The organism is Alkalihalobacterium alkalinitrilicum, assembly GCF_002019605.1.
In the GTDB taxonomy this organism is placed as follows: domain Bacteria; phylum Bacillota; class Bacilli; order Bacillales; family Bacillaceae_F; genus Alkalihalobacterium; species Alkalihalobacterium alkalinitrilicum.
Genome location: NZ_KV917368.1, coordinates 1,878,773 through 1,899,996 on the forward strand (window position 1 = coordinate 1,878,773; position 21,224 = coordinate 1,899,996).

Annotated in this window: 17 protein-coding genes and 3 pseudogenes; 5 read left to right on the forward strand and 15 right to left on the reverse strand. The window is 36.2% G+C overall.

Annotated features, from left to right (window positions below):
- Nucleotides 1–347: 347 nt before the first annotated feature.
- Nucleotides 348–1,796: an IS1182 family transposase gene (locus BK574_RS08700; RefSeq protein WP_078427101.1), complete on the forward strand. Its 1,449-nt coding sequence runs from the start codon at nt 348–350 to the stop codon at nt 1,794–1,796.
- 221 nt (nt 1,797–2,017) lie between these two features.
- Here the strand turns inward: BK574_RS08700 and moaA are convergent, their stop codons facing one another.
- On the reverse strand, nt 2,018–3,004 hold the full coding sequence (gene moaA, locus BK574_RS08705; protein ID WP_078428334.1) for a GTP 3',8-cyclase MoaA: 987 nt from the start codon (nt 3,002–3,004) through the stop codon (nt 2,018–2,020).
- Nucleotides 3,005–3,287: 283 nt separating this feature from the next.
- On the opposite strand from moaA, the gene dctP reads away from it, so the two are divergent.
- Nucleotides 3,288–4,352: a TRAP transporter substrate-binding protein DctP gene (gene dctP / locus BK574_RS08710; protein ID WP_078428335.1), complete on the forward strand. Its 1,065-nt coding sequence runs from the start codon at nt 3,288–3,290 to the stop codon at nt 4,350–4,352.
- 101 nt (nt 4,353–4,453) lie between these two features.
- Here the strand turns inward: dctP and pflA are convergent, their stop codons facing one another.
- The 3 genes and pseudogenes from pflA to BK574_RS28380 form a co-directional block, all read right to left on the reverse strand.
- Nucleotides 4,454–5,185, reverse strand: coding sequence for a pyruvate formate-lyase-activating protein (gene pflA / locus BK574_RS08715; protein ID WP_078428336.1), 732 nt, complete (start codon nt 5,183–5,185; stop codon nt 4,454–4,456).
- Nucleotides 5,186–5,253: 68 nt separating this feature from the next.
- The gene (pflB, locus tag BK574_RS08720) at nt 5,254–7,503 is read right to left on the reverse strand and encodes a formate C-acetyltransferase (protein WP_078428337.1); all 2,250 of its coding nucleotides are present in this window, start codon (nt 7,501–7,503) and stop codon (nt 5,254–5,256) included.
- Between the two features lie 357 nt (nt 7,504–7,860).
- A pseudogene (locus tag BK574_RS28380) lies at nt 7,861–8,136 on the reverse strand (nitrite reductase large subunit); the annotation flags it as partial.
- Nucleotides 8,137–8,292: 156 nt separating this feature from the next.
- Here BK574_RS28380 and BK574_RS08730 point away from each other — a divergent pair.
- Both BK574_RS08730 and BK574_RS08735 read left to right on the forward strand, forming a co-directional pair.
- Nucleotides 8,293–9,588: an MFS transporter gene (locus tag BK574_RS08730; protein ID WP_078428338.1), complete on the forward strand. Its 1,296-nt coding sequence runs from the start codon at nt 8,293–8,295 to the stop codon at nt 9,586–9,588.
- A gap of 203 nt (nt 9,589–9,791) precedes the next feature.
- Complete coding sequence (locus tag BK574_RS08735) at nt 9,792–10,382, forward strand: molybdenum cofactor guanylyltransferase (RefSeq protein ID WP_078428339.1); 591 nt, start codon at nt 9,792–9,794, stop codon at nt 10,380–10,382.
- A gap of 283 nt (nt 10,383–10,665) precedes the next feature.
- Here BK574_RS08735 and mobB read toward each other — a convergent pair whose 3' ends face one another.
- The 8 genes and pseudogenes from mobB to BK574_RS08765 form a co-directional block, all read right to left on the reverse strand.
- Nucleotides 10,666–11,214: a molybdopterin-guanine dinucleotide biosynthesis protein B gene (gene mobB / locus BK574_RS08740; RefSeq protein ID WP_075388761.1), complete on the reverse strand. Its 549-nt coding sequence runs from the start codon at nt 11,212–11,214 to the stop codon at nt 10,666–10,668.
- Nucleotides 11,215–11,393: 179 nt separating this feature from the next.
- A pseudogene (locus BK574_RS29215) lies at nt 11,394–11,477 on the reverse strand (hypothetical protein); the annotation flags it as partial.
- 38 nt (nt 11,478–11,515) lie between these two features.
- Nucleotides 11,516–11,608, reverse strand: a pseudogene (locus BK574_RS29220) (IS200/IS605-like element ISW1 family transposase); the annotation flags it as partial.
- Between the two features lie 140 nt (nt 11,609–11,748).
- Nucleotides 11,749–11,892 carry a hypothetical protein gene (locus tag BK574_RS27845; protein WP_169917339.1) on the reverse strand — a complete coding sequence of 48 codons (144 nt, stop codon included), beginning with the start codon at nt 11,890–11,892 and terminating at the stop codon, nt 11,749–11,751.
- A gap of 184 nt (nt 11,893–12,076) precedes the next feature.
- Nucleotides 12,077–13,228: an AimR family lysis-lysogeny pheromone receptor gene (locus BK574_RS08750; protein ID WP_078428340.1), complete on the reverse strand. Its 1,152-nt coding sequence runs from the start codon at nt 13,226–13,228 to the stop codon at nt 12,077–12,079.
- Between the two features lie 209 nt (nt 13,229–13,437).
- Nucleotides 13,438–14,883, reverse strand: coding sequence for a sodium/pantothenate symporter (gene panF, locus BK574_RS08755; RefSeq protein ID WP_078428341.1), 1,446 nt, complete (start codon nt 14,881–14,883; stop codon nt 13,438–13,440).
- On the reverse strand, nt 14,880–15,161 hold the full coding sequence (locus BK574_RS08760; protein ID WP_075388764.1) for a YhdT family protein: 282 nt from the start codon (nt 15,159–15,161) through the stop codon (nt 14,880–14,882). The genes panF and BK574_RS08760 overlap by 4 nt, the downstream gene beginning before the upstream one ends.
- A 288-nt stretch (nt 15,162–15,449) precedes the next feature.
- Nucleotides 15,450–15,965 carry a MogA/MoaB family molybdenum cofactor biosynthesis protein gene (locus tag BK574_RS08765; RefSeq protein WP_078428342.1) on the reverse strand — a complete coding sequence of 172 codons (516 nt, stop codon included), beginning with the start codon at nt 15,963–15,965 and terminating at the stop codon, nt 15,450–15,452.
- A 144-nt stretch (nt 15,966–16,109) separates the two neighbouring features.
- Here BK574_RS08765 and moaC point away from each other — a divergent pair, with 144 nt between their 5' ends.
- A complete protein-coding gene (moaC, locus tag BK574_RS08770) occupies nt 16,110–16,592 on the forward strand; it encodes a cyclic pyranopterin monophosphate synthase MoaC (RefSeq protein WP_078428343.1) in 483 nt (160 codons plus the stop codon).
- Nucleotides 16,593–16,794: 202 nt separating this feature from the next.
- Here the strand turns inward: moaC and BK574_RS08775 are convergent, their stop codons facing one another.
- The 3 genes from BK574_RS08775 to BK574_RS08785 all read right to left on the reverse strand — a co-directional run bounded on the left by BK574_RS08775 (nt 16,795) and on the right by BK574_RS08785 (nt 21,000).
- Nucleotides 16,795–19,152, reverse strand: a complete 2,358-nt coding sequence (locus BK574_RS08775; protein ID WP_078428344.1) for an FdhF/YdeP family oxidoreductase — start codon at nt 19,150–19,152, stop codon at nt 16,795–16,797.
- 152 nt (nt 19,153–19,304) lie between these two features.
- Complete coding sequence (locus BK574_RS08780; RefSeq protein WP_075388768.1) at nt 19,305–19,673, reverse strand: Na-translocating system protein MpsC family protein; 369 nt, start codon at nt 19,671–19,673, stop codon at nt 19,305–19,307.
- A gap of 58 nt (nt 19,674–19,731) precedes the next feature.
- Nucleotides 19,732–21,000 (reverse strand): L-lactate MFS transporter, encoded by a 1,269-nt coding sequence (locus BK574_RS08785; RefSeq protein WP_078428345.1) that lies wholly within the window; start codon nt 20,998–21,000, stop codon nt 19,732–19,734.
- Nucleotides 21,001–21,224: the final 224 nt, after the last annotated feature.

The window sequence follows — 21,224 nt, forward strand, 5'->3', positions numbered from 1 at the left end:
AGCGGCTTCTTTCTATGTTTTATTACCATATATGTTGTATTTCTGGGGGAAGTGTCCCTAGTATTTTTTTCCAAGTTGTGACTTTCTTTTTTTAATATTAAAGCAATGTATGCTTTAAGACCTCTTATACTATTAATTACAAAAAATGAGGCTGTCCCAATAAAAGAGTCAGCCTCCTAACTTAATCTAACAATACTATGAGGAATTAACGTAAAGTTCCCATAGTGAATAAGGAGGCCACTGAAAAAGTACCTGAAATAATAAAAGATATAGCACCTCAATTATTTGAGAGTGCTATATCTTTTTTGCTGTATAATTAAAATATCAAATTTGAGTGGGTGGATACGATGATTCAACATCAACAAGTAAACTTAAGTCCTTATATGGCGATTTATGACATAGTAGTACCGAAGGATAATGTTTTAAGAAAAATCAATGACTTAGTCGATTTTTCTTTTGTATATGAAGAATTAGTAGATAAATATTGCCTAGATAATGGACGTAATGCGATCCATCCTATTCGCATGTTCAAATACTTATTATTAAAATGTATCCACAACGTATCAGATATTGATATTGTCGAACGCTCAAAATATGATATGTCATTCAAATATTTTTTAGATATGGCGCCAGAAGATCCAGTGATTGATCCAAGTTCCTTAACGAAGTTTCGAAAACTGCGATTAAAGGATGTAAATTTATTAGACATGCTAATCAATAAAACTGTTGAGATCGCAATCGAAAAAGAAATTATAAAAAGTAAATCTATCATTGTAGATGCTACCCATACTAAGTCTCGTTACAACCAAAAATCAGCTAAAGAAGTGCTGATTGATCGCTCTAAAAATCTAAGAAAGACCATTTATCAAATAGATGAAACAATGAAAAGTAAATTCCCAACCAAAACAACATCAGATGTATTAGAAGATCAAATTGAGTATTGTGAAAAGCTAATTAAAGTCATTGAAAAAGAAGAGACTATCTGTGAATTCCCCAAGGTGAAAGAAACATTAAACCTACTTAAAGAAACGATAGCTGATGATATTGAACATCTACAATTATCCAAAGATGAAGATGCTAAAACAGGACATAAAACATCGGACTCAGCATTTTTTGGTTATAAAACACACATTTCCTTAAGTGAAGAAAGAATTATTACTGCAGCAGTTATCACAACAGGAGAAAAGAATGACGGAAAGCAACTAGAAACCTTAATTGAAAAAAGTATGGAAGCAGGTATGGAAGTTGATACTGTGATTGGTGATGCAGCTTATTCGGAAAAAGGAAATATTGAATATACAAAAACAAACGAAATGAAGTTAGTAGCTAAACTCAACCCTGTTGTCACTCAAGGTAATCGAAAAAAAGAAGATGAATTTGAGTTTAATAAAGATGCTGGTATGTATGTTTGTAAGGCTGGACACATGGCTATCAGGAAAGCACGAACTGGAAAAAAAGGTGTAGCGAAAAACCAAAAACACACATATTACTTTGATATAGAAAAATGTAAGGTGTGTCCATTAAAAGATGGCTGTTATAAGGAAGGAGCAAAAGCCAAAACATATTCTGTTACAATTAAATCGGATGTACACACAGAACAAATAGCTTTTCAAGAAAGTGATTACTTTAAAGAAAAATCCTCAGAGCGTTATAAAATAGAAGCAAAAAATAGTGAATTAAAACACCGGCACGGGTATGATGTAGCGTCATCTTCGGGTCTCGTTGGCATGGAGATTCAGGGAGCCATGGCTATGTTTACGGTGAATTTGAAAAGAATTCTGAAGTTAATTGGATAACTATAGTATGGGATTGACTTAAATTATAAGCAAAAAGAGACACCCTTATCCATTTAATGGATATAGGAACGTCTCTTTTTTGTGTGTTTATTCTTTCATCTTGAAAAACGGAAGTTTTTCAGTGGCCTCTGAATAAGTTAGGGGACTTTACTGATTGTCAGTGTAATAAAATGAAGTGAATTCATTAAGAGTCTTATTGTCGGCTAAACAAGGACAGACATTTATCCACCAATAGCCGACATTACTCTTGTCGTTGGGGTTCCTTGTTGATACAGCGATTGCCCCATTTCATGGTTTTTCGGTTTTAAGAACAAAGCTCGCTTGTAGGCTTCAATTAACTCATCTTTGTCATAAGCAATCTGTTTGACTGGTACTTCTGACTCCCAAAATAAGCACGACTTCAAATGACCATCTGCGGTTAACCGTAGTCGATTGCACGAAGTACAAAATTCATTTGAAATCGGATGGATCAAGCCGAAACTTCCTTTAGCATTTTGAAAAGAATAAACGCGAGCGGGCCCTGCCATTTGTTGGCGCTTATGTTCAACATAGTCACCGATCGTTCGAGCCACATCTTCTACGATCGATAAAGATTGATATTGATTAGACCATTCGGATTGTTGGTCACCAATAGGCATATATTCAATAAATCGAATTTGTACGTTTTCTTTCATTGTCCATCGTAAAAACGTTTCGATTTCATCAACATTATAATCTTTTAATAACACAACGTTTAACTTAATCGGCTGAAAGTTATACTCGATTGCTGCTTGAATACCTTCTAATACGTTCTGTAGTTTTCCATTTCTAGTAATCCTCGTGTATTTTTCTTCATTTAGAGTATCTAAACTGATATTCATTCGATTTAAGCCTGCTTTTTTTAACTCATGAGCGTATTTTGCTAAAAACACTCCATTTGTCGTTAACGCAATATCTTCTATTCCATCAATTTGCTTGAGTTTCCCTATTAATTGTGGAAGTCCTTTACGAACGAGTGGTTCTCCCCCAGTGATACAAATTTTTTTTATTCCTAAATCGGCACCCACCTGAACTATATTGATAATTTCATCATCTGTTAACAAACGATGAAAGCTCGTACAATCATGGCTACCATTTGGAACACAATAATGACAAAGGAGATTGCATCGATCTGTTACCGAAATCCGCAAATAATCATGTTTTCGTTCAAAACGATCGACTAAATTCATTACCACCACATCCTTTAGACTTACTATATCAAATAAATATTTTTCGTTCTGTGATGAATCTCACTTAAAAATGCTTTGACATAGATTTGACACAAATTTTGATGCTACGACAATAAAAAACATATAAAACTATTAAAGTACAAAAAAACTAGTGCAAATTATCTGATAGTAGTATATAATATTAAACACATCAATACTTCAACGCTTTTGGGTGTTAAAGTAAGAATTACATCAATTAAACTACTATACATACAATTTATACAGAATTTAGGGGGCAGTTAAGATGAAAAAGAAAACGTTACTAACAACGATCATGTCTTCCGTTGTTTGCCTTATTGGGCTAACAGCTTGTGGCGGGTCAGACAGTGCATCACAAGAAGCACCTGAAACAAACGAGACTAGTGAGGTAGATATTAGTGCTGAAACTGAAACTGGTGAAGTCATTTCATTGAAAGTCGGACATATTGCACCACCTGGTGAAGCTTATGCATTAGGTTTTGAAGCTTATGCAGAAGCTGTTGAGGAAGCTACAGACGGTCAAGTTCAGTTTGAAATTTTTGGTAATGGGGCCTTAGGGGGCGAAAGAGAATTATTAGAAGGCGTTCAATTAGGAACACTTGATATGAGTGTTATCACTACAGGAGTCGTAAGTAACTTTGTTCCTGATGTAACTGCCATTGAATTCCCGTTTTTATTTAGAGACCTAGACCATGTATATAAAACGTTAGATGGAGATATCGGTCAAGAAATTTTAGAAAAGATGTCAGAAGCAGGGTTAAAAGGAATTGCATTTTGGGAAAATGGCCAACGTCATTTAGCTAATAATGTAAAACCAATAAAATCTCCTGAAGATTTAAAAGGATTAAAGATGCGTACAATTGAAAGTGAACTTCTACTCGATACGTATAGCACGTTAGGAACGAATGCGACACCGATGGCATTCCCAGAAGTTTATGGTGGCTTGCAACAAGGCGTAATTGATGGTTCAGATTTTTCATATGGTGTAATCTGGAGTACAAATGTTTACGAGCAAACGAAATATTTTTCTGAAGCAGGACTGTATTACGCATCTGCCACACTCTTAATGAATGAAGAACTATACCAGACATTACCTGAGGACATTCGTGAAGTGATTATTAATTTAGGTAAAGAGTTTGCTCAAATTCAACGTGACATTTCTCAAGGCTTAGAGGCAGAACAAAAGCAAAATTTATTGGATAACGGTGTGGAAATTATCGATAGCGAAGATCTTAATTTAGACGCTTTCCGTGAACTTGTCCAACCTGTTTATGAAAAACACGCTGAAAAATATGGAGCTTATATTGAAAGAATTCAAGCGGTCGAGTAATCATACAAGGTACTTCTAAATCCTTTCAAACTTATCTACTACATACAACAGGGACCTCGTCTACATTCGAGGTCCCTGTTGTATATTATCAATTGTAGACATTATTTTTCAATTCCGAGTATTTGCTTTGCTCGTTCCACCGTTTCTTCATCTGGTGGGTCGACGTGTGAGAGAGGATATTCTAATCCTAGCTGCTCCCACTTATATACCCCCATTTGATGGTAGGGTAATATTTCTATTTTTTCAACATTCGATAACGACTTAATAAAGGAAGCTAGATTCCTTAAATCGTCTTCGTTGTCTGTCTTACCAGGAACAAGTACATGTCTTATCCAAACAGGTTGTCGTTTTTCAGCTAATAATTCAGCAAAATGTAAAATATGAGTGTTTGGTACTGATGTTAATTGTTTGTGTTTTTCATTATCAATCTGTTTCAGATCTAGTAAAAATAAATCAGTATACTTTAATAATTCATCTAAAGTCTGCAAAAATGCTTGGCTTTTTGAAAAACATCCTGCAGATGTATCAATGGTCGTATGAAGTCCTAACTGTTTACAACGTTTAAATAATGCAATCAAAAAATCCATTTGTAAAAGTGGTTCTCCTCCACTAACCGTAACACCGCCGTTTGAACGTTTTAAATACGGAATATATGTTTCAATGTCACGGATGAGGTCTTCTACGTAAACTGGCTCACCTTTTTTCTGTTCCCACGTATCAGGATTATGACAAAATTGACAGCGTAATAAGCATCCTTGCATGAATATAACATATCGAATACCAGGGCCGTCTACCATACCTGATGTCTCAACTGAATGTACGTAACCCTTCATATAATACAAAGCCCCTTTTTGAATAGTGCCAGGCACCTTTAGCGGACTAAAGAAGCCTGGCACTTTAATTAATTTAATACTGGTTGTTTCGCTCCGATTGAGTCATGGAACGTACGATTTATAACATCTAACTGTTGTTCTTTCGTTAATTTAATAAAGTTTACCGCATAGCCAGATACACGAATCGTTAACTGTGGATATAATTCTTGATGCTCCATCGCATCAAGTAACGTCTCACGGTCAAACACGTTTATATTTAAATGATGCCCATTTTTTTCGGAATAACCATCTAAGATTGCCGCTAAATTCGTGACCTGATCTTCTCGCTCTTTTCCTAATGCTTTCGGGACGATCGAGAATGTGTTTGAAATTCCATCTAACGAATGATGATACGGGAGTTTCGCTACTGAATTAAGTGAAGCAAGTGCACCTTTTTTATCTCTTCCATGAAGTGGGTTAGCTCCAGGTGCAAATGGCTCACCGTCCTTCCTTCCATCAGGTGTATTCCCAGTTTTCTTACCGTAGACGACATTTGATGTAATTGTTAAGATTGACATCGTCGTCTTTGCATCACGATAGGTATCATATTTTTTCAATTTTTTCATAAAACGTCTTACTATATCCTGAGCAATTTCATCAACTCGATCATCATTATTTCCGTATTGAGGATAATCGCCTTCTACTTCATAATCCACTACAATCCCGTTTTCATCACGAATCGTTTTAACTTTCGCATATTTGACCGCGCTTAGAGAGTCAGCGACAACGGACAAACCAGCAATCCCAGTAGCCATCGTTCGAAGAATTTCATTGTCATGTAGTGCCATTTCGATTCGCTCGTAGTTATACTTATCGTGCATGAAATGGATAATATTTAAAGTGTTAATATAAAGTTCAGCTAACCAGTCCATAACATAATCAAATTTCTCCATAACTTCTTCAAAATCAAGGTACTCTTTTTGAACTTTTCCAAACATCGGTGTTACTTGGATTTTCGCTTTTTCATCGATACCGCCGTTTATTGCATATAATAGTGCTTTAGCTAAGTTGGCACGAGCTCCGAAAAATTGCATCTGCTTACCAATACGCATGGCCGATACACAGCAAGCAATTCCATAATCATCACCGAATTCCACTCGCATCAAGTCATCATTTTCATACTGAATCGAACTCGTTTGAATCGACATTTTCGCACAATAGCGCTTAAAATTCTCTGGTAAATTAGTGGACCAAATGACAGTTAAGTTTGGCTCAGGAGCAGGTCCTAAGTTCGTTAATGTATGGATAAAGCGGAATGACGTTTTCGTTACTAACGGTCTACCGTCCAAACCAACTCCTCCAATTGACTCGGTTACCCAAGTTGGGTCCCCACTAAAAAGATCGTTGTAATCTGGAGTTCTCGCAAACTTTACAAGACGAAGTTTCATGACAAAGTGATCAACTAACTCTTGGGCCTCTTCTTCTGTTAAACGTCCTTCTTCAATGTCATTTTCAATGTAAATATCTAAGAACGTCGATACCCGTCCTAAACTCATCGCTGCTCCATTTTGCTCTTTAATTGCCGCTAAATAACCGAAATACAACCATTGAAATGCTTCTTTTGACGAAGTTGCAGGCTCAGAGATATCAAATCCGTAAGAAGCAGCAAGTTTTTTCAATTCTTGCAGCGATTTGATCTGCTCTGCTATCTCTTCTCTTAAACGAATAACTTCTTCTGACATTCTACTTCCCATTTCTTGAAGTGATTGTTTCTTATCACTAATTAAAAAATCTACACCATATAAAGCTACCCGTCGATAATCACCGATGATTCTACCGCGCCCATAAGCATCAGGTAAACCCGTGATAATTCCCACTTTTCTAGCAAGCTTCATTTCATCTGTATATGCATCAAATACGCCTTGATTGTGTGTTTTACGATGCTCTGAAAAAAAACGGTCTACGTCTTTGTTCATTTCATAGCCATACGCTTCACAAGCAGTAGCTGCCATGCGAATACCACCATATGGTTGTAACGATCGCTTGAACGGTTCATCCGTTTGAAAACCGACTATCGCTTCTTTTTCTTTATCTAAATAAGAGGGTCCATGTGATGTAATCGTAGAAACCAATTCAGTATCTAGATTGTAAACCCCACCGTTTTCACGCTCTTTTTTCGTTAGTTCCATGACCTGTTCCCATAACTGTTTTGTACTTTCTGTTGCAGGGACAAGAAAAGTATCATCACCATTGTATAATGTATAATTTTTTTGTATAAAATCTCTCACATCAATTTCTTGATTCCAATTCCCTTTTTTGAAACCTTGTGGATGACTCATATTGTTCAACTCCTTGGAAATTTTCAATAAAATGAGGACGTCATTAGAATGTAGTAAGAACTCTTACTTAATATTTTTTTCTAATAACGTCTTCCACTACTACCTTCTATTTATCTATAAATTTAGTATAACAATGCCGTAATTCGTTACACTGTGATTAAAATCACAATAGTAGTCACACTTAAGCTATGTTCACTAAATGTACGATTTTTTAACCTGACCCTTACTTAGGTAAACATGAACATCCCCATTCACTAACCGAAAAACTACAATCTCTTGGTCTACAATAAAAATTTGCCCAACCATTTCCTGAAGTTCATCTAATTTACATAACTCTGCTCTTTTTTCAGGATTAGCTAACACTTCTTGTTCTGTTTTAACTTTACATAACAAGTCACCTTTACGATGGTCAGTACCACCATTTCTGCTGACATAAAGCTCCTAGCCATCATCAACACCAACGACACCGACATCTTTTATTCCTGATTCCGCACAGTTTCTAGGACAACCAGATACACCCATTTTGACTTTATGAGGTGTGTCAAGACGTTCAAAGCATTTTTCCAATTCCATTCCGAGTCTCATCGAATCTTGTGTACCAAACCGACAAAACTGTGATAGTGGACAACATTTCGTTTAATATTTTGCTATGTCCCTATAATAAAAGAAAACAAATATTTAGTTGTGACAAAAATCACTTTCAACTCTTTCGTTTGATTGTATGATCGATTTTGTAAGAAACATCGATGTTAAAAAAATCAAACACTATTATTTTTGGGGGAATAGATCATGGCGAAAATAACGAAATGGGAGCCAGAAAACGAGACGTTTTGGGAAGATGAAGGGAAAAAGATTGCTAGAAAGAACTTAATTTTATCAGTATTTTCTTTAATTTTAGCTTTCATTGTATGGCAATTATGGTCCGTTACAGCTGTCCGTTTAAATGATGTAGGCTTTAACTTTACAAGTAGTGAATTATTTACGTTAGCTGCACTTCCCGGATTAACAGGTGCAACTTTACGTTTATTCTATACATTTATGCCTGGTTTAATTGGCGGGAAAAAAACAACATTATTAACTACAGCCTTATTATTAATACCAGCAATCGGGATTGGATTTGCCGTTCAAAACCCAGAAACAAGTTTTACTACAATGGTAATTCTTGCGGCTTTATGTGGACTTGGTGGAGGAAACTTAGCATCGTCTACTGCTACATTAAATCCGTTTTATCCGAAAAAAGCAAAAGGTACGGCCAATGGAATTAACGTTGGTATCGGTAACTTAGGTGTAAGTGTTGTTCAGTTTGCAACTCCAATTGTTATTGGGTTAGGGTTTATTGGTGCACTCACTGGTGGTGGCCAAACATTAGCAGATGGTAGTGTCGTTTACATTCAAAATGCAGCATTTATCTGGGTCATTCCTATTATTGCTTCACTGATCGCTACGCTTTTCTTTATGGATGAACTTCCTGTTCCTAAACCGAACATTAAGAGTCAATTATCTGTATTAAAAATGAAACATATGTGGGTTATGACATGGCTTTACGTAATGTGCTTTGGATCGTTCATCGGATTTGCGGCAGCTTTCCCTTTATTGATCCGTGCTGAGTTCCCAGAGATTAACGTTATGAGTTATGCCTTTTTAGGGGCATTAGTTGGAGCTTCTATTCGTCCATTTGGTGGATGGATTTCTGATAAAGTGAATAGCGGTGCAAAAGTAACATTTTGGACCATAATTGTAATGATCGCAGCAACATTTAGCGTTATTTTCTTCTTAAACAATGGTAATTTTACTGGCTTCTTACTTTCATTCTTAGTGTTATTTGCTGGAACAGGAATTGCCAACGGTTCAACTTTCCGAATGGTTCCGTTTATTTTTGAAGAGAAATTTGCAGCACCCGTTCTAGGGTTAATCGCAGCATTTGCCGCTTACGGTGCCTACTTTATTCCAAAAATTTTCGGATGGTCTATTGATACTACTGGTGATGCCAACTTAGCTTTATATATCTTTATCGGATACTACGTCATCAGCTTAATCGTAAACTGGTTCTTCTTTTCAAGAAAAAATGCTGAAGTAAAATGTTAAACTTTAGACCGCATAAAAGAACAGGCCTCTCCATTCTTTAGTTATGGAGGAGCCTGCTTTTCTATAATGATTTAATTTAGCTTTGCTTGGTAATTTATTATTCAATCTTTTTTACTTATATATTGGAAATCCATTCAATAGAAAAAACAACATATTTATGAAATAATCTAATTAGTTATTGGTTTGAGGAAAGGAGGGTTGGAATGAATTCTTATCAAATAGTAGGTATTGTATTAGCTGGTGGAGCATCGCGCCGGTTCGGGGAACCAAAAGCCCTTTATCATATAGACGGAAGACCTTTTTTTCAATACAGTATTGAGGCTTTAAAAAATACAGTCGAAAACATTACAATTGTTAGTCAACCTGAACTACTTGAATCGATTAAACAACAAACAACGTATGAAGTTATTTTCGATGTAGAGAAATTTCGTGGTTTTGGACCACTTGCTGGTATTTATACTTGTATGAAAAAAGTACAATCCGAATGGTACGTCACTCTCCCGTGCGATACGCCATTCATTACAGAAGAAATAATTATACGTTTACTCTCATACACCAAAAAATATCCCGAACAAGATGCTTTCATTCCAAAAATCGCGGGGAAAAATCAACCTCTAATTGCTGTGTACCATAGACGTTGCTTACCAACGGTTGAAAAACATTTGAAAGAACATCAATTAAAAATGGGGGCCCTTTTTAAAGTCATTAATACAAAATTTCTCGATGAAAATGAATTCAACAATTTTGAAGCATTTCGAAATATTAATACGAAAAAAGATATTGCACCTGACTAGTCAGGTTCAGTTTACTTAGAAAACTCACATATGACCCGACTATTTTATGACCACACCGAAACAGGTTTGGTCTTATTTCTAATTTTTAATTCAAAATATTAATAATGAGGTAGTTTCCTTTAATTTTGATTTTTATCTCCTTACAATATGGTAATCAAATGAAAGATAAAGATAAATTGATGAGTAATAAAAAGAAATAATTTAATTAATACCCTCGAATTCTTTTGTTAATACTATAACTATTAAATTTAACCAATATAAAGATTGGTATATAAAACCAAACTCACTCCTCTACCTCTTTTTTATTCCTGTTTATCTCTAACCAATTATTCATTAACCATTCAAAAAATTCATCAAATTCATCTATTACAAAAATAGGAACACCGAAATTCCCCTGAAGTTTTATATTGTTCCAAACGATAATGACTTGAATGTTTTTAAGTTGCTGGAGCAATTGAACATCTTCTTCTCTTCTAACTATGACAACCTTCGGAAACGGTTCCTGTTTAAAACCTTCGATGATGACTACGTCAATGTTTAAAAACTGTTGAAATCGAAGAGCATCTGACACCGACCAACTTTTTTCCTGATCAAAATGCATTTGTATGGTGTTCCCCGCAACTACCGTCGTGCCTGTTGCACCTGCATCACGAAATTTCGCCGAATCCTTTCCTGCATCTAATGCAACTAAACGATTTTCATGGCCATGATGTTTAATGACGGAAACGCTCTTGTTTAGTTCCTTTAAACTTTTTACGATGTTTTCAATTAATGTTGTTTTCCCCGAATTGCTAAAACCTGCGACTTGAATAATTTCCAGAATTACTCCCATAGTGAATCACTTCCTTCTCTATTCAACAGTAACTCCTCGATGTTCATTCCACGTTTAAATCCTCATCTCCACTATTGGACGACCCTTAACTCCTACATGCATTATTATACACGAAACCTTCGTCCCTTCATAAGACCGCATACACTAGAAAACAAAAAAGCTCAGCAACGTCTTTTAATTTACAGAGCATTGTTAAGATTTTTCTGAACATTGAATTGGTTCGCAATATTATTTCTTATTGTTTCTTCATCTACTGTTCCTACTGTTGCACAAAAATAGCCCCTTGCCCATAAGTGTTGGCCCCTTGTAACACTTTATATCTATACTTTGTTACCCAGATTACATGAAACTTGATGTCAATGACTGCATGACTATTCTTCTTATATCCGTCCATACTTTCACCTCACACCTTAAGTATGGACATCGATGTATAAGACTAAAAGCGTATACCGTCTAAAGACAGTGGAGTTAGAACACGCGTTTGGAAATTAAAATAAACTTCGTTTTATTATATGTATCAAAAACAACGATAAGCTAATCAATCGGTTCAATTTCTGATAACTTTACTAAGACAACATGAAAATAGTCTTCTTCTTTGATTTCACAATACCCACTATCATAAAGCCAAAAGACAGAATAAATTTTATCTTTATATTTTACCTTCGTACCTATTTTCATAAAATCAGCTCCCCCATAAGCCTGATGTCGTTCTTTGTTGAAATATGCTTATACAAATATATGACTATATTTGTCAAATATTCTTATGAGTTTCCTTATTTTAAAAATCAAAGATTCGGAAACTTGTCGTTAAACGACAAATGACACTTTCATTGTAGAAAGCGTCATTGATCGTTCATATTTATTAAATTTGTAATACTTTCAAAGTCAATTCATCTTCGCCAAGTTTTTTTAACTCTAATAAAGGAAAATGGACAAACATTTTTTGATTCGCATATTTAAAATGTACTAAAGATTCTAAAAAGTCTTCACGACGTTTTGAGATAAGCCCTCGGTAAAAGTAATGAAACCCTTTAACAAAATGTTTTAGATCATCTCTGTCGATTTTATTTAAGATCTCTAGCGCTTTATCGTGCTGTTTTTTTTGAATGAAGTAAAAAGCAACTTCGTGAAGAGAATAGATGTCTTGTGATTTAAAATCTAGATATTCAGGTTCTTTATGCCAATAGTTTTGTAGAAAATTAATCGTTTGTTTAGTCGAAATAATATTATTAGAATTCACTTCGCTGTATATTTCCAATGCTTTTGTTAAATATGAATAAGCAACCTCATAACTTTCACTAATGTATAGAATTCCGATCGCTTGATAAGCCGTCGCCTTCGTTAGAATACTGACTGCATTCTCTATAACATGTTCACCATAACGGATCCCATCTTCACGAATCCCGAAATACATATTGATAAGCCCAATTCGGCAACGTAATGATTTCTTTAAAAAAGGATATTTACTTAATTCATCAATACTATCTTCTAATAAAAATCCAACTTGTTGACATCGATCCATCATTTTCAAGTCAAAAAAGTTATAGATCATAAAAACCTTAGATAAAACTTTCATTTCTTGTGATTTAAGTTTTAAATCTTCTAAAAGAATATTAGCATCACTAGGTGAAATTTGTCCATCCATGACTTGTTGGTCTATTTCATATGTTTTCGCCCATTCTCTACTTTCTGCATTTTTACTAGCATCTAGTTTTTCCAACATGTATTTTTTTAAACTATTTAAACGATTGATGGTTGCATACTCAAGACTGATTCTAGCTGTCTTCCCATTAGGATTAACTTCTCGTAAATACGAACCCATAATTTCGAATTCCCGATTAGAAAATAGAAAGCGAACCATTTCCAATAAACCTTCAAAATTATCCATTTCACGATCTGTTTCATTAAGAAATTTATATAACGAAGATTTACTCTTTAGGCTTGAGATATTTACTAGTTTACTAGCTAAACCCTTTTCTTTTTCTATTTCATTTTTTATCATTTGCTTTAACATTGATAAGGAACCCTTTCATCGAGTTGCAAATACGGTTAAATAATCGGATGTTGTATAAATAAATAACTAATGTGATTATATCATAAAAAAAGGGGAAATAGTGATTTTTATAGTTAATACGGACTACATTAACACTATTAAAACAGTGTTAATGTAGTCCGCGTGTAGTTCAGTTTATAAGTTCATCTATATAATACATTGGCGAATGCTCAAACATGAACCTGTTCTATTCGTGTGTTTTGTTTCGTTACTAAACTAACGATGACGAACGTAAGAAATGAAAGAACAATTGGAAAAACAACCGAATGAACTCCAAATATATTAGGTGAGTACGTATGAATAAGTATATACGTACTCACACCAACAAACATCGAGGACAATGCTCCGTATTTGTTTCCTCTTTGCCAATAAAGCCCCATAATCACTGGCCAGATGAATGCAGCCTCCAACCCTCCGAATGCAAATAAATTTAACCAAATTAATAAATCTGGTGGGCTTAATGCTAAACCAAACACAAATAGCCCTAATATAGTTGTAACACCGATACTCATCCTCTTCACTTGGCGTTCTGATGCACTTGGTTTGATATAGTTTAAATACACATCTTTTACTACGGCTGAACTAACAAGCAATAATAGCGAATCAACCGTGGACATGATCGCTGCCATCGGTGCTGCTAACACAATTCCTGCTAGCCACGGTGGCAATACTTCTAATGCAATCAAAGGCATTACCGAGTCTCCCACCTCAATACCAGGTAAAATAGGTCTAGCAAACACCCCGATCAAATGCATTCCAAGCATAATAAAGCCAACCACAATCGTCCCTGTGATCAGTGCACGATGCATTGCTTTGGAATTTTTATAAGCCATCGCTCGAACTGTTACTTGAGGTAAAGCGACCACCCCGACACCTACTAAAATCCAAAAAGAAGATACATACGCTGGCGTTAAACTACCATCATGACCATATGGGGTAACAAGATTAGGGTTTTCGGCAACAAGCTCTGAAACGATATTCGAAATCCCACCACCAGCAATAATCGTTCCTACTAATATAATTAATGTTCCAAAAAACATTACAACACCTTGAATCGTATCCGTAAGAGCAACAGCCCTAAAACCACCGATAATAACATAAACGAGTACAGCTACTGCAAAAATGAATAAGGCCGACGTATAGCTGAGCCCCGTTAACGACTCAATTAACCTGGCACCACCTACCCATTGAGCTGCCATCGCTGAGAACAGAAAAATAATAATACTAAATGCTGAAAATAAAACGACCCACTTACTTTCATAACGCTGTCTTAAAAAATCGATTAACGTAATCGCTTTATACTTCCTCGCATAAATTGCAAATTTTTTCCCTAGTACCATTAAAACAAAGTATCCTGTAGCCACTTGAGCCATTGCTAAAAGGACCCATCCTAAGCCTTGGGTATAAGCAACACCAGGCCCCCCTATGAAACTACTTGCACTTCCATAAGTCGCAATCATCGTCATCGCGAGAATAAACCCCCCGAGTTCTCGACTCCCTAAAAAGTATTCCTGTAAAAAATTATTCGTTGTTTTTAAATACCTTGAAGACCAAAGACCTACAGCAAATATTGTCAATAAAAAAATAATGAGAGGGATGATGACAGGCCAATTCATTTTGACTCCTCCTCATCCTCAAAAGACACATCTTTAAACCATACCTTTACAACAAAAATAACTAAGACGACCATTACTAGAAAACCGAGTACACAGCTATAAAAAAACCAAGCAGGCAAACCCAAAACATATGTATACTCCTCAACTGGAGCCGAACCTAACCCATACGCAAACCCATACCACCAAATAAAATTAAAAATTACAAGCCCTACACCTATCAACGCTTCGCGATGAGCGATCTTAAATCGAGGATCTCTCTGATCAATTTCTTTACTCATACAACCGTTCCTTTCGTAAACTAAGATGAACTACAATAATCTATATTAAGACGGTAAATATAATAATTAGACATAAATCGAGAACTTCCTCTATTCTTTTATAGCAAGTCATTTATAGTGAACTAAAGGTTAGAAGGGGGTTCCTAAGATTAGGATAGATAAGGAAAATATACTGTTTTTAAATATTAATTTTCTATTTTCCGAGTAATTGGTTGTGGTTTTATAAGAAAAACCTTATGAAAGAACAAAAAAAGAACTGAAAAGCACAGTTCTTTAATGTTGCTAACTTTATCTCAAATCTTTTCGAATTTCTCGTACAACGTGACCGAGTTCTGGAATAATAATGCGTGACATCGCAAGTTTTACTGCACCAGATGATCCAGGCATGGAAAATACTGCCTTCGAACCATAAACTCCAGCAACTGCACGACTTAAAATAGCTGCTGTTCCTATGTCTTCGGCATAACTTAAGTAACGAAAAATCTCTCCGAATCCTGGCATCTCTTTATGTAACAAGTCTTTTACTGCTTCATAGGTTGTATCACGCAGGGCAATTCCTGTTCCCCCATTTAAAAGGACCACATCAACATCGGCTCTCTTTTCTGCTCGTTTAAGCAAGCTTTGTATTTCAGCATACTCATCTTTCACAATTTGATACTCAGTTACAATATGTCCATTTTTTTCAAGTAACTCTTTAATTAGCCCACCACTTTTATCCGTCTCCAGCGTTCGAGTATCCGAAACGGTAATAATCATACAGTTTACCGATTTTGGCGCTTCCATCTTATGTTCAAATGTAGACATTAGTGCACCCTCCCTATTTATCTTCTTTTAAAATTATACCAAATCTTTCTTTTAATACATCATAAACACATTATACACATTCCTTTTCGCATTTTATAAATCATTCATGGTAAAATTAAACCAATTAATAAAGGAGGATTTTTAATGAGTGATCTAACCCATTTTAACGAACAAGGCCGAGCAAAGATGGTCGACATTTCTGAAAAAGAAGTGACAACTCGAATTGCTATTGCTCAATCTAGTATAAAAGTAAACCAAGAAATCTATACAAAAATTATTGAAGGAACCTTCAAGAAAGGCGATGTCCTAGCAGTTGCCCAAGTGGCAGGTGTAATGGCTGCAAAAAATACATCCAGCTGGATCCCAATGTGTCATCCTTTGCAATTAACTGGAGTCGACATTGCGTTTCGTTGGGAAACGAATGAGCCTGATCATTATGAATTACATATAGAAGTCACTGTTAAAACAACAGGTAAAACAGGAGTCGAGATGGAAGCTTTAACAGCAGCATCTGCGACTGCATTAACCATTTACGATATGTGTAAAGCAGTCGATAAAGGCATGATTATCGGACAAACATTCCTCCAGAAAAAATCAGGTGGTAAAAGCGGCGACTATGTTAGGTAAAACAAAAATTTCAATCCACCCCAGACATTGTTTACATTACAATTATAAATAAAATAGGCTGAGAATGAATTTTCTCATTTGTATATATCAATTCAATAACCGCAAATCATTTTCAACTAAAAGTATGTCGGCAAAGCTCTACTAAACATATAGAAAAAAGAGATTCGGCACTCCGCCAAATCTCTTTTTTACTTTAATTGCTTTATCCAACTGTCGTTTCTAAATCTTCAACTGGCTTTTCTAAATATTTTCGATCTTTACGAGCATTGAAGCGGTCCGCTTTTTCAACCGAAACAGCGATGTTGTAATCTGGAATACCCGCAAATTTTTCATATCTTCCTCTTGGAAGTAAGAAATTACCTTCAGGGAAGTGAACTTCAACGTTACCTCGAGCAATGTCAACAAACTTCGCTCTTCCTTGAAATACACCGAATCCGTTATAAACTACAACGCCTTCACCTTCAGCGATACTTAATGTTTTTGCATCTTCTGCATTCATCAAGACATCATATCGGCTCGCTGCATTAAATGGATCTTTCTTACTATACACCATTGAGTTAAATTGTTTACCACGACGAGTCGTTAGAAGGTATTGGCCTTTGCTCTTTCCAAGATCAGGGATTTCAACTGGGACCAGGTTTCCTCTTCCATCTGGAGTTGGACAAATTCCATCCTCACATAACCAAGCACCACCCCATTGGAACACATCTCCTTGTTTCTTCAGATGTTGAACCCCCTCATAACTCGGATTGGCTTTCGCAATCTCTTCTCTTACATCATTAGCATCTTTGAAGTCTACTAAATGGGCCATTTTAGAATTAACTCGTTTTGCTAGATCGATATAGATCTTCCATTCCGTACGAGCCTCTTCAATTCTATTTTTATTTCCTTCAATTTCAGGTGAGAAATATACCATACGCTCCGTTGACGTTGATGTTCCGCCACCTTCTTGCTCATAGCGGGTTTTTGCAGGTAACACAATGACCGCTTCTTTTGCATCTACTAGTGTCGATGTATTTAAAATGATATCTTGATGGACACGAATTTCGAGTTCCGATAATGCCTTTTCAACAAAGTGAGGGTCTGGCATTGTTTCTAAAAAGTTACCACCTGACATGTAATATAGCTTTACTTTTCTTTCATGACCTTCTGGAAGCACAATGTTCTCGAGTGTAATACCAACTGTATCTCCTTGCCATTTCGGAAGTGTAAAGCCCCATAGCTTTTCAATTCGTTCAATATTTTCACCATAAAAATCCCCACCAGGAAGAACGAATGGGTCGGCCCCCATTTCACCACTTCCTTGTACGCTAGAGTGACCACGGAACGGCATTAGTCCCGCATGTTTGCGCCCTAAATATCCACGTAAAAGAGCAAGGTTTGCCACTTGTGAAATATTATCAGTTGCAAACGAGTGCATCGTTAATCCTAATGCCCAAGCAAACACAGCATTCTTACTTCTAGCTAGCAATTCCGCTAGTTCAATAATTCTCTCTTTCGAAATACCTGAAGATTTAATTATGTCTTCCCATTTTTGCGCTTCTACTGTTGCTTTTAACTCTTCATAACCATTCACATGCTGTTCCACAAATTCATGATTAACCGCAGAACCGTACGAATTTTCTTCCATATCAAACCAATGCTTCATAATTCCGTGCATAAACGCAATATCCCCACCAATATTTACTTGGTAAAAATCATCAGCAAGTTTCGTTCCAAAAAGGGCAGATTCTGCATTGGATGGGATCCAGTACTTTTCCATTGCTGGTTCTTTATATGGATTGATCATAATAATTTTTGTTCCTTTTTTCTTCGCTTCTAACATGTACTTCGAAGACACTGGTGAACTATTAGATGCTACACTTCCCCAGAATAAAAGGACATCTGTGCCAATCCAATCTTGATAGTTTACCGTCGATGCTCCTACACCAATCGAACGCTTTAGTGCTGTTTTACTAGGTGAATGACAAATACGAGATGCATTATCAATATTGTTTGCGCCAAGGAAACGAGCCACTTTTGCTGCCACATAATACGATTCATTTGTGATCCCTCTTGAGGTTAAATAAAATGCATATTGTTTCGGATTTAGTTTTTTCATTTTACCTGCGATCATGTCAATTGCATCATCCCAAGTCAAGCGTGAAAACTTTCTTTCACCTTTTCTTCGGATCAACGGATACGGAATTCTTCCTAATTGACGTAATTCGGTACTATCATATTTTCGTAACTCATCAATATCAGCATGTAAAATGTCTTCCTTAATCGCTGGCATTGTATTCAAACGAAGAACGTTTAAACGCGTTGTGCATAGGTGTGGCCCTGTAAGTGTTTGGTCGTAAAGACCAGATACTCCTAGAGCACAACCATCACAAACCCCTTTTGTAATAATTCTTGATGCATACCCTAAGTTATCTTTATTATCCCAAGCAATTTTAAACGAATCACGAATGTGCTTTGGTTTTAATTTTCCTAATCCGAATGGAACGGGACTTACCCACAGTTTTGGATCTGGCATTTTTGCTTTTTTCATTGGACCTGGATGTTTTGTTTTTCCCATTGTTAACACTCCTTCATTCTTACTAAACCTTTATATTTACTTATTTCTTTCAACTGTCTTTTAGAAACAAAAAACCACCGAAATCTCTTTTCTAGGAGGAAAAGGCAAGTCGGTGGTTAAGTCTTTGACAGGATCGCTGTTAAGTGCCAAACCTAGCTATTTGATTTACAAAATTTCTCTTCAATGTCTTCATCAAATACAAAGATGGACATCCCGAGATCTTTTTCGATATTGATATCAACGAAAAGCTCGACAAATTTACACTCAAGAAATTCTTCCATTTCTGCGGGTGGATTTTTCCGGTACATGTCCTTGACCATCTCTGTTCTAGCCGCACGTAACATTTGCTTTCCTTCATCTGCTGTTGCAATAAACTTTTCTATCGGGGAAAGATTGCCCTCCATTTCACAAATCGCCCAGTTTTTACAAAACTTCGTATTAATCTTACTCGGGCCTTTCCCCATATGTTTTTTTCGAAACGAGCGAACTAAATTACTAAATTCAGCTTCATATTTGTTCATTGTGCGCCAACCCTTTTATATTATCTACCTAAAAGAGTAGTCATTTGAACATTACTTGTCAACTTGCAAGCTTTTCGGCTGGGTCTTGCGCTTCTTTAAGCTTTTTAATATCTAGGCGTATGACTAATGAAACAATAAGTGCTATTACGAACATTCCTGCGAAAATGTAGAGTGTTCCTGCATAACTATTTGTTGTTTCGCGGATCCACGCAGCTAAAATTGGACCAACGATACCAGCTGCGGCCCATGCTGTTAAAATGTAACCGTGGATCGCTCCTAATTGTTTTGTTCCAAACATATCACCAATGTAGGCTGGAATAGCTGCAAAACCTCCACCGTAACACGTTAAAATTAAGAAAAGGACTGCTTGGAAAAGGATTGCATGTGTAAGACTCGGTAATAATAAAAATGTCACAATTTGAATCGCAAAAAATGCTGTATACACATTCGGTCGTCCGATATAGTCTGAAACCGATGCCCAGCCGAGTCGTCCTAGACCATTAAATACACCCATGATACCGACCATTGTTGCTGCAGCTGCGGCCGAAAGCCCCGCAATTTCTTGCGCCATTGGTGACGCAACCGAAAGAATTGCGATCCCACATGTAACATTAATAAATAACATCACCCATAAATAATAGAAGCGTTTCGTCTTAATTGCTTCATTTGCCGTTAATTGTGCTAAATCAGCTGCAGGTTTTTTAGCGCCTGTAGCAACTTGTTGTTTAAATCCTTCAGGCATCCAGCCCTCAGGTGGACGTTCAAGATATAGAGCAGATAACGTCATAATCATGAAATACACCGCACCTAAAATGAAAAATGTATTCGCTATTCCTACGGAAGAAATTAAATTTGCCATAATCGGACTTGCAATCATCGCAGCAAAACCAAATCCCATAATCGCAAGACCTGTTGCTAGACCGCGACGATCAGGGAACCATTTTACAAGCGTAGATACAGGTGTAATATATCCTACACCTAGTCCAATTCCACCAAGAGCTCCGTATGTGATATAAAATAAGATTAAACTTTCCATATTAATGGCTAGTCCCGAACCGATTAACCCAATTCCAAAGAATGTTGCAGCCACAAGTCCAGACTTTCTAGGTCCATGTTTTTCTACAAAATGTCCCATGAATGCCGCAGATAATCCTAGAAAGGCTATCGCAATACTAAATGTTAACGAAATGGCACTCAAGCTCCATCCGAATTGTTCTTGAAGCGGGTTCGTAAATACACTCCAAGCATAAACCGATCCTATAGAAATATGTATTCCTACCGCGGCTAAAGCAATTAACCACCGATTTTTTATTTTCCCCACGTTCATCTTCCTTTCGTTCTTTTTCTCTACTTTTGGACAAAATTAAAACCGTCGCTATGTTCTTACCTATTTATTGAAAACGTTTTCGTATAGAAACATTCAATAAAAGTAAGATTTGGCGACGGTTAGTATCAAGCAGGTTCACTACTTTATGACCAACAATTTCCGCTGTAATCTAGTAAACATTTAAACCGATGACAGGGTCGCTATCTCAGATCTTAAATGTTACA

Bases quoted from the DNA above. Each gene is read 5' to 3' on its own strand.
- BK574_RS08760 (WP_075388764.1), bottom strand. From the start codon at position 15,161: ATGAGTAAAGAAATTGATCAGAGAGATCCTCGATTTAAGATCGCTCAT.
- panF (WP_078428341.1), bottom strand. From the start codon at position 14,883: ATGAATTGGCCTGTCATCATCCCTCTCATTATTTTTTTATTGACAATA.
- BK574_RS27845 (WP_169917339.1), bottom strand. From the start codon at position 11,892: ATGAAAATAGGTACGAAGGTAAAATATAAAGATAAAATTTATTCTGTC.
- BK574_RS08700 (WP_078427101.1), top strand. From the start codon at position 348: ATGATTCAACATCAACAAGTAAACTTAAGTCCTTATATGGCGATTTAT.
- moaC (WP_078428343.1), top strand. From the start codon at position 16,110: ATGAGTGATCTAACCCATTTTAACGAACAAGGCCGAGCAAAGATGGTC.
- BK574_RS08775 (WP_078428344.1), bottom strand. From the start codon at position 19,152: ATGGGAAAAACAAAACATCCAGGTCCAATGAAAAAAGCAAAAATGCCA.
- moaA (WP_078428334.1), bottom strand. From the start codon at position 3,004: ATGAATTTAGTCGATCGTTTTGAACGAAAACATGATTATTTGCGGATT.
- BK574_RS08730 (WP_078428338.1), top strand. From the start codon at position 8,293: ATGGCGAAAATAACGAAATGGGAGCCAGAAAACGAGACGTTTTGGGAA.
- BK574_RS08780 (WP_075388768.1), bottom strand. From the start codon at position 19,673: ATGAACAAATATGAAGCTGAATTTAGTAATTTAGTTCGCTCGTTTCGA.
- mobB (WP_075388761.1), bottom strand. From the start codon at position 11,214: ATGGGAGTAATTCTGGAAATTATTCAAGTCGCAGGTTTTAGCAATTCG.
- BK574_RS08735 (WP_078428339.1), top strand. From the start codon at position 9,792: ATGAATTCTTATCAAATAGTAGGTATTGTATTAGCTGGTGGAGCATCG.
- BK574_RS08785 (WP_078428345.1), bottom strand. From the start codon at position 21,000: ATGAACGTGGGGAAAATAAAAAATCGGTGGTTAATTGCTTTAGCCGCG.
- dctP (WP_078428335.1), top strand. From the start codon at position 3,288: ATGAAAAAGAAAACGTTACTAACAACGATCATGTCTTCCGTTGTTTGC.
- BK574_RS08765 (WP_078428342.1), bottom strand. From the start codon at position 15,965: ATGTCTACATTTGAACATAAGATGGAAGCGCCAAAATCGGTAAACTGT.
- pflB (WP_078428337.1), bottom strand. From the start codon at position 7,503: ATGAGTCATCCACAAGGTTTCAAAAAAGGGAATTGGAATCAAGAAATT.
- pflA (WP_078428336.1), bottom strand. From the start codon at position 5,185: ATGAAGGGTTACGTACATTCAGTTGAGACATCAGGTATGGTAGACGGC.
- BK574_RS08750 (WP_078428340.1), bottom strand. From the start codon at position 13,228: ATGTTAAAGCAAATGATAAAAAATGAAATAGAAAAAGAAAAGGGTTTA.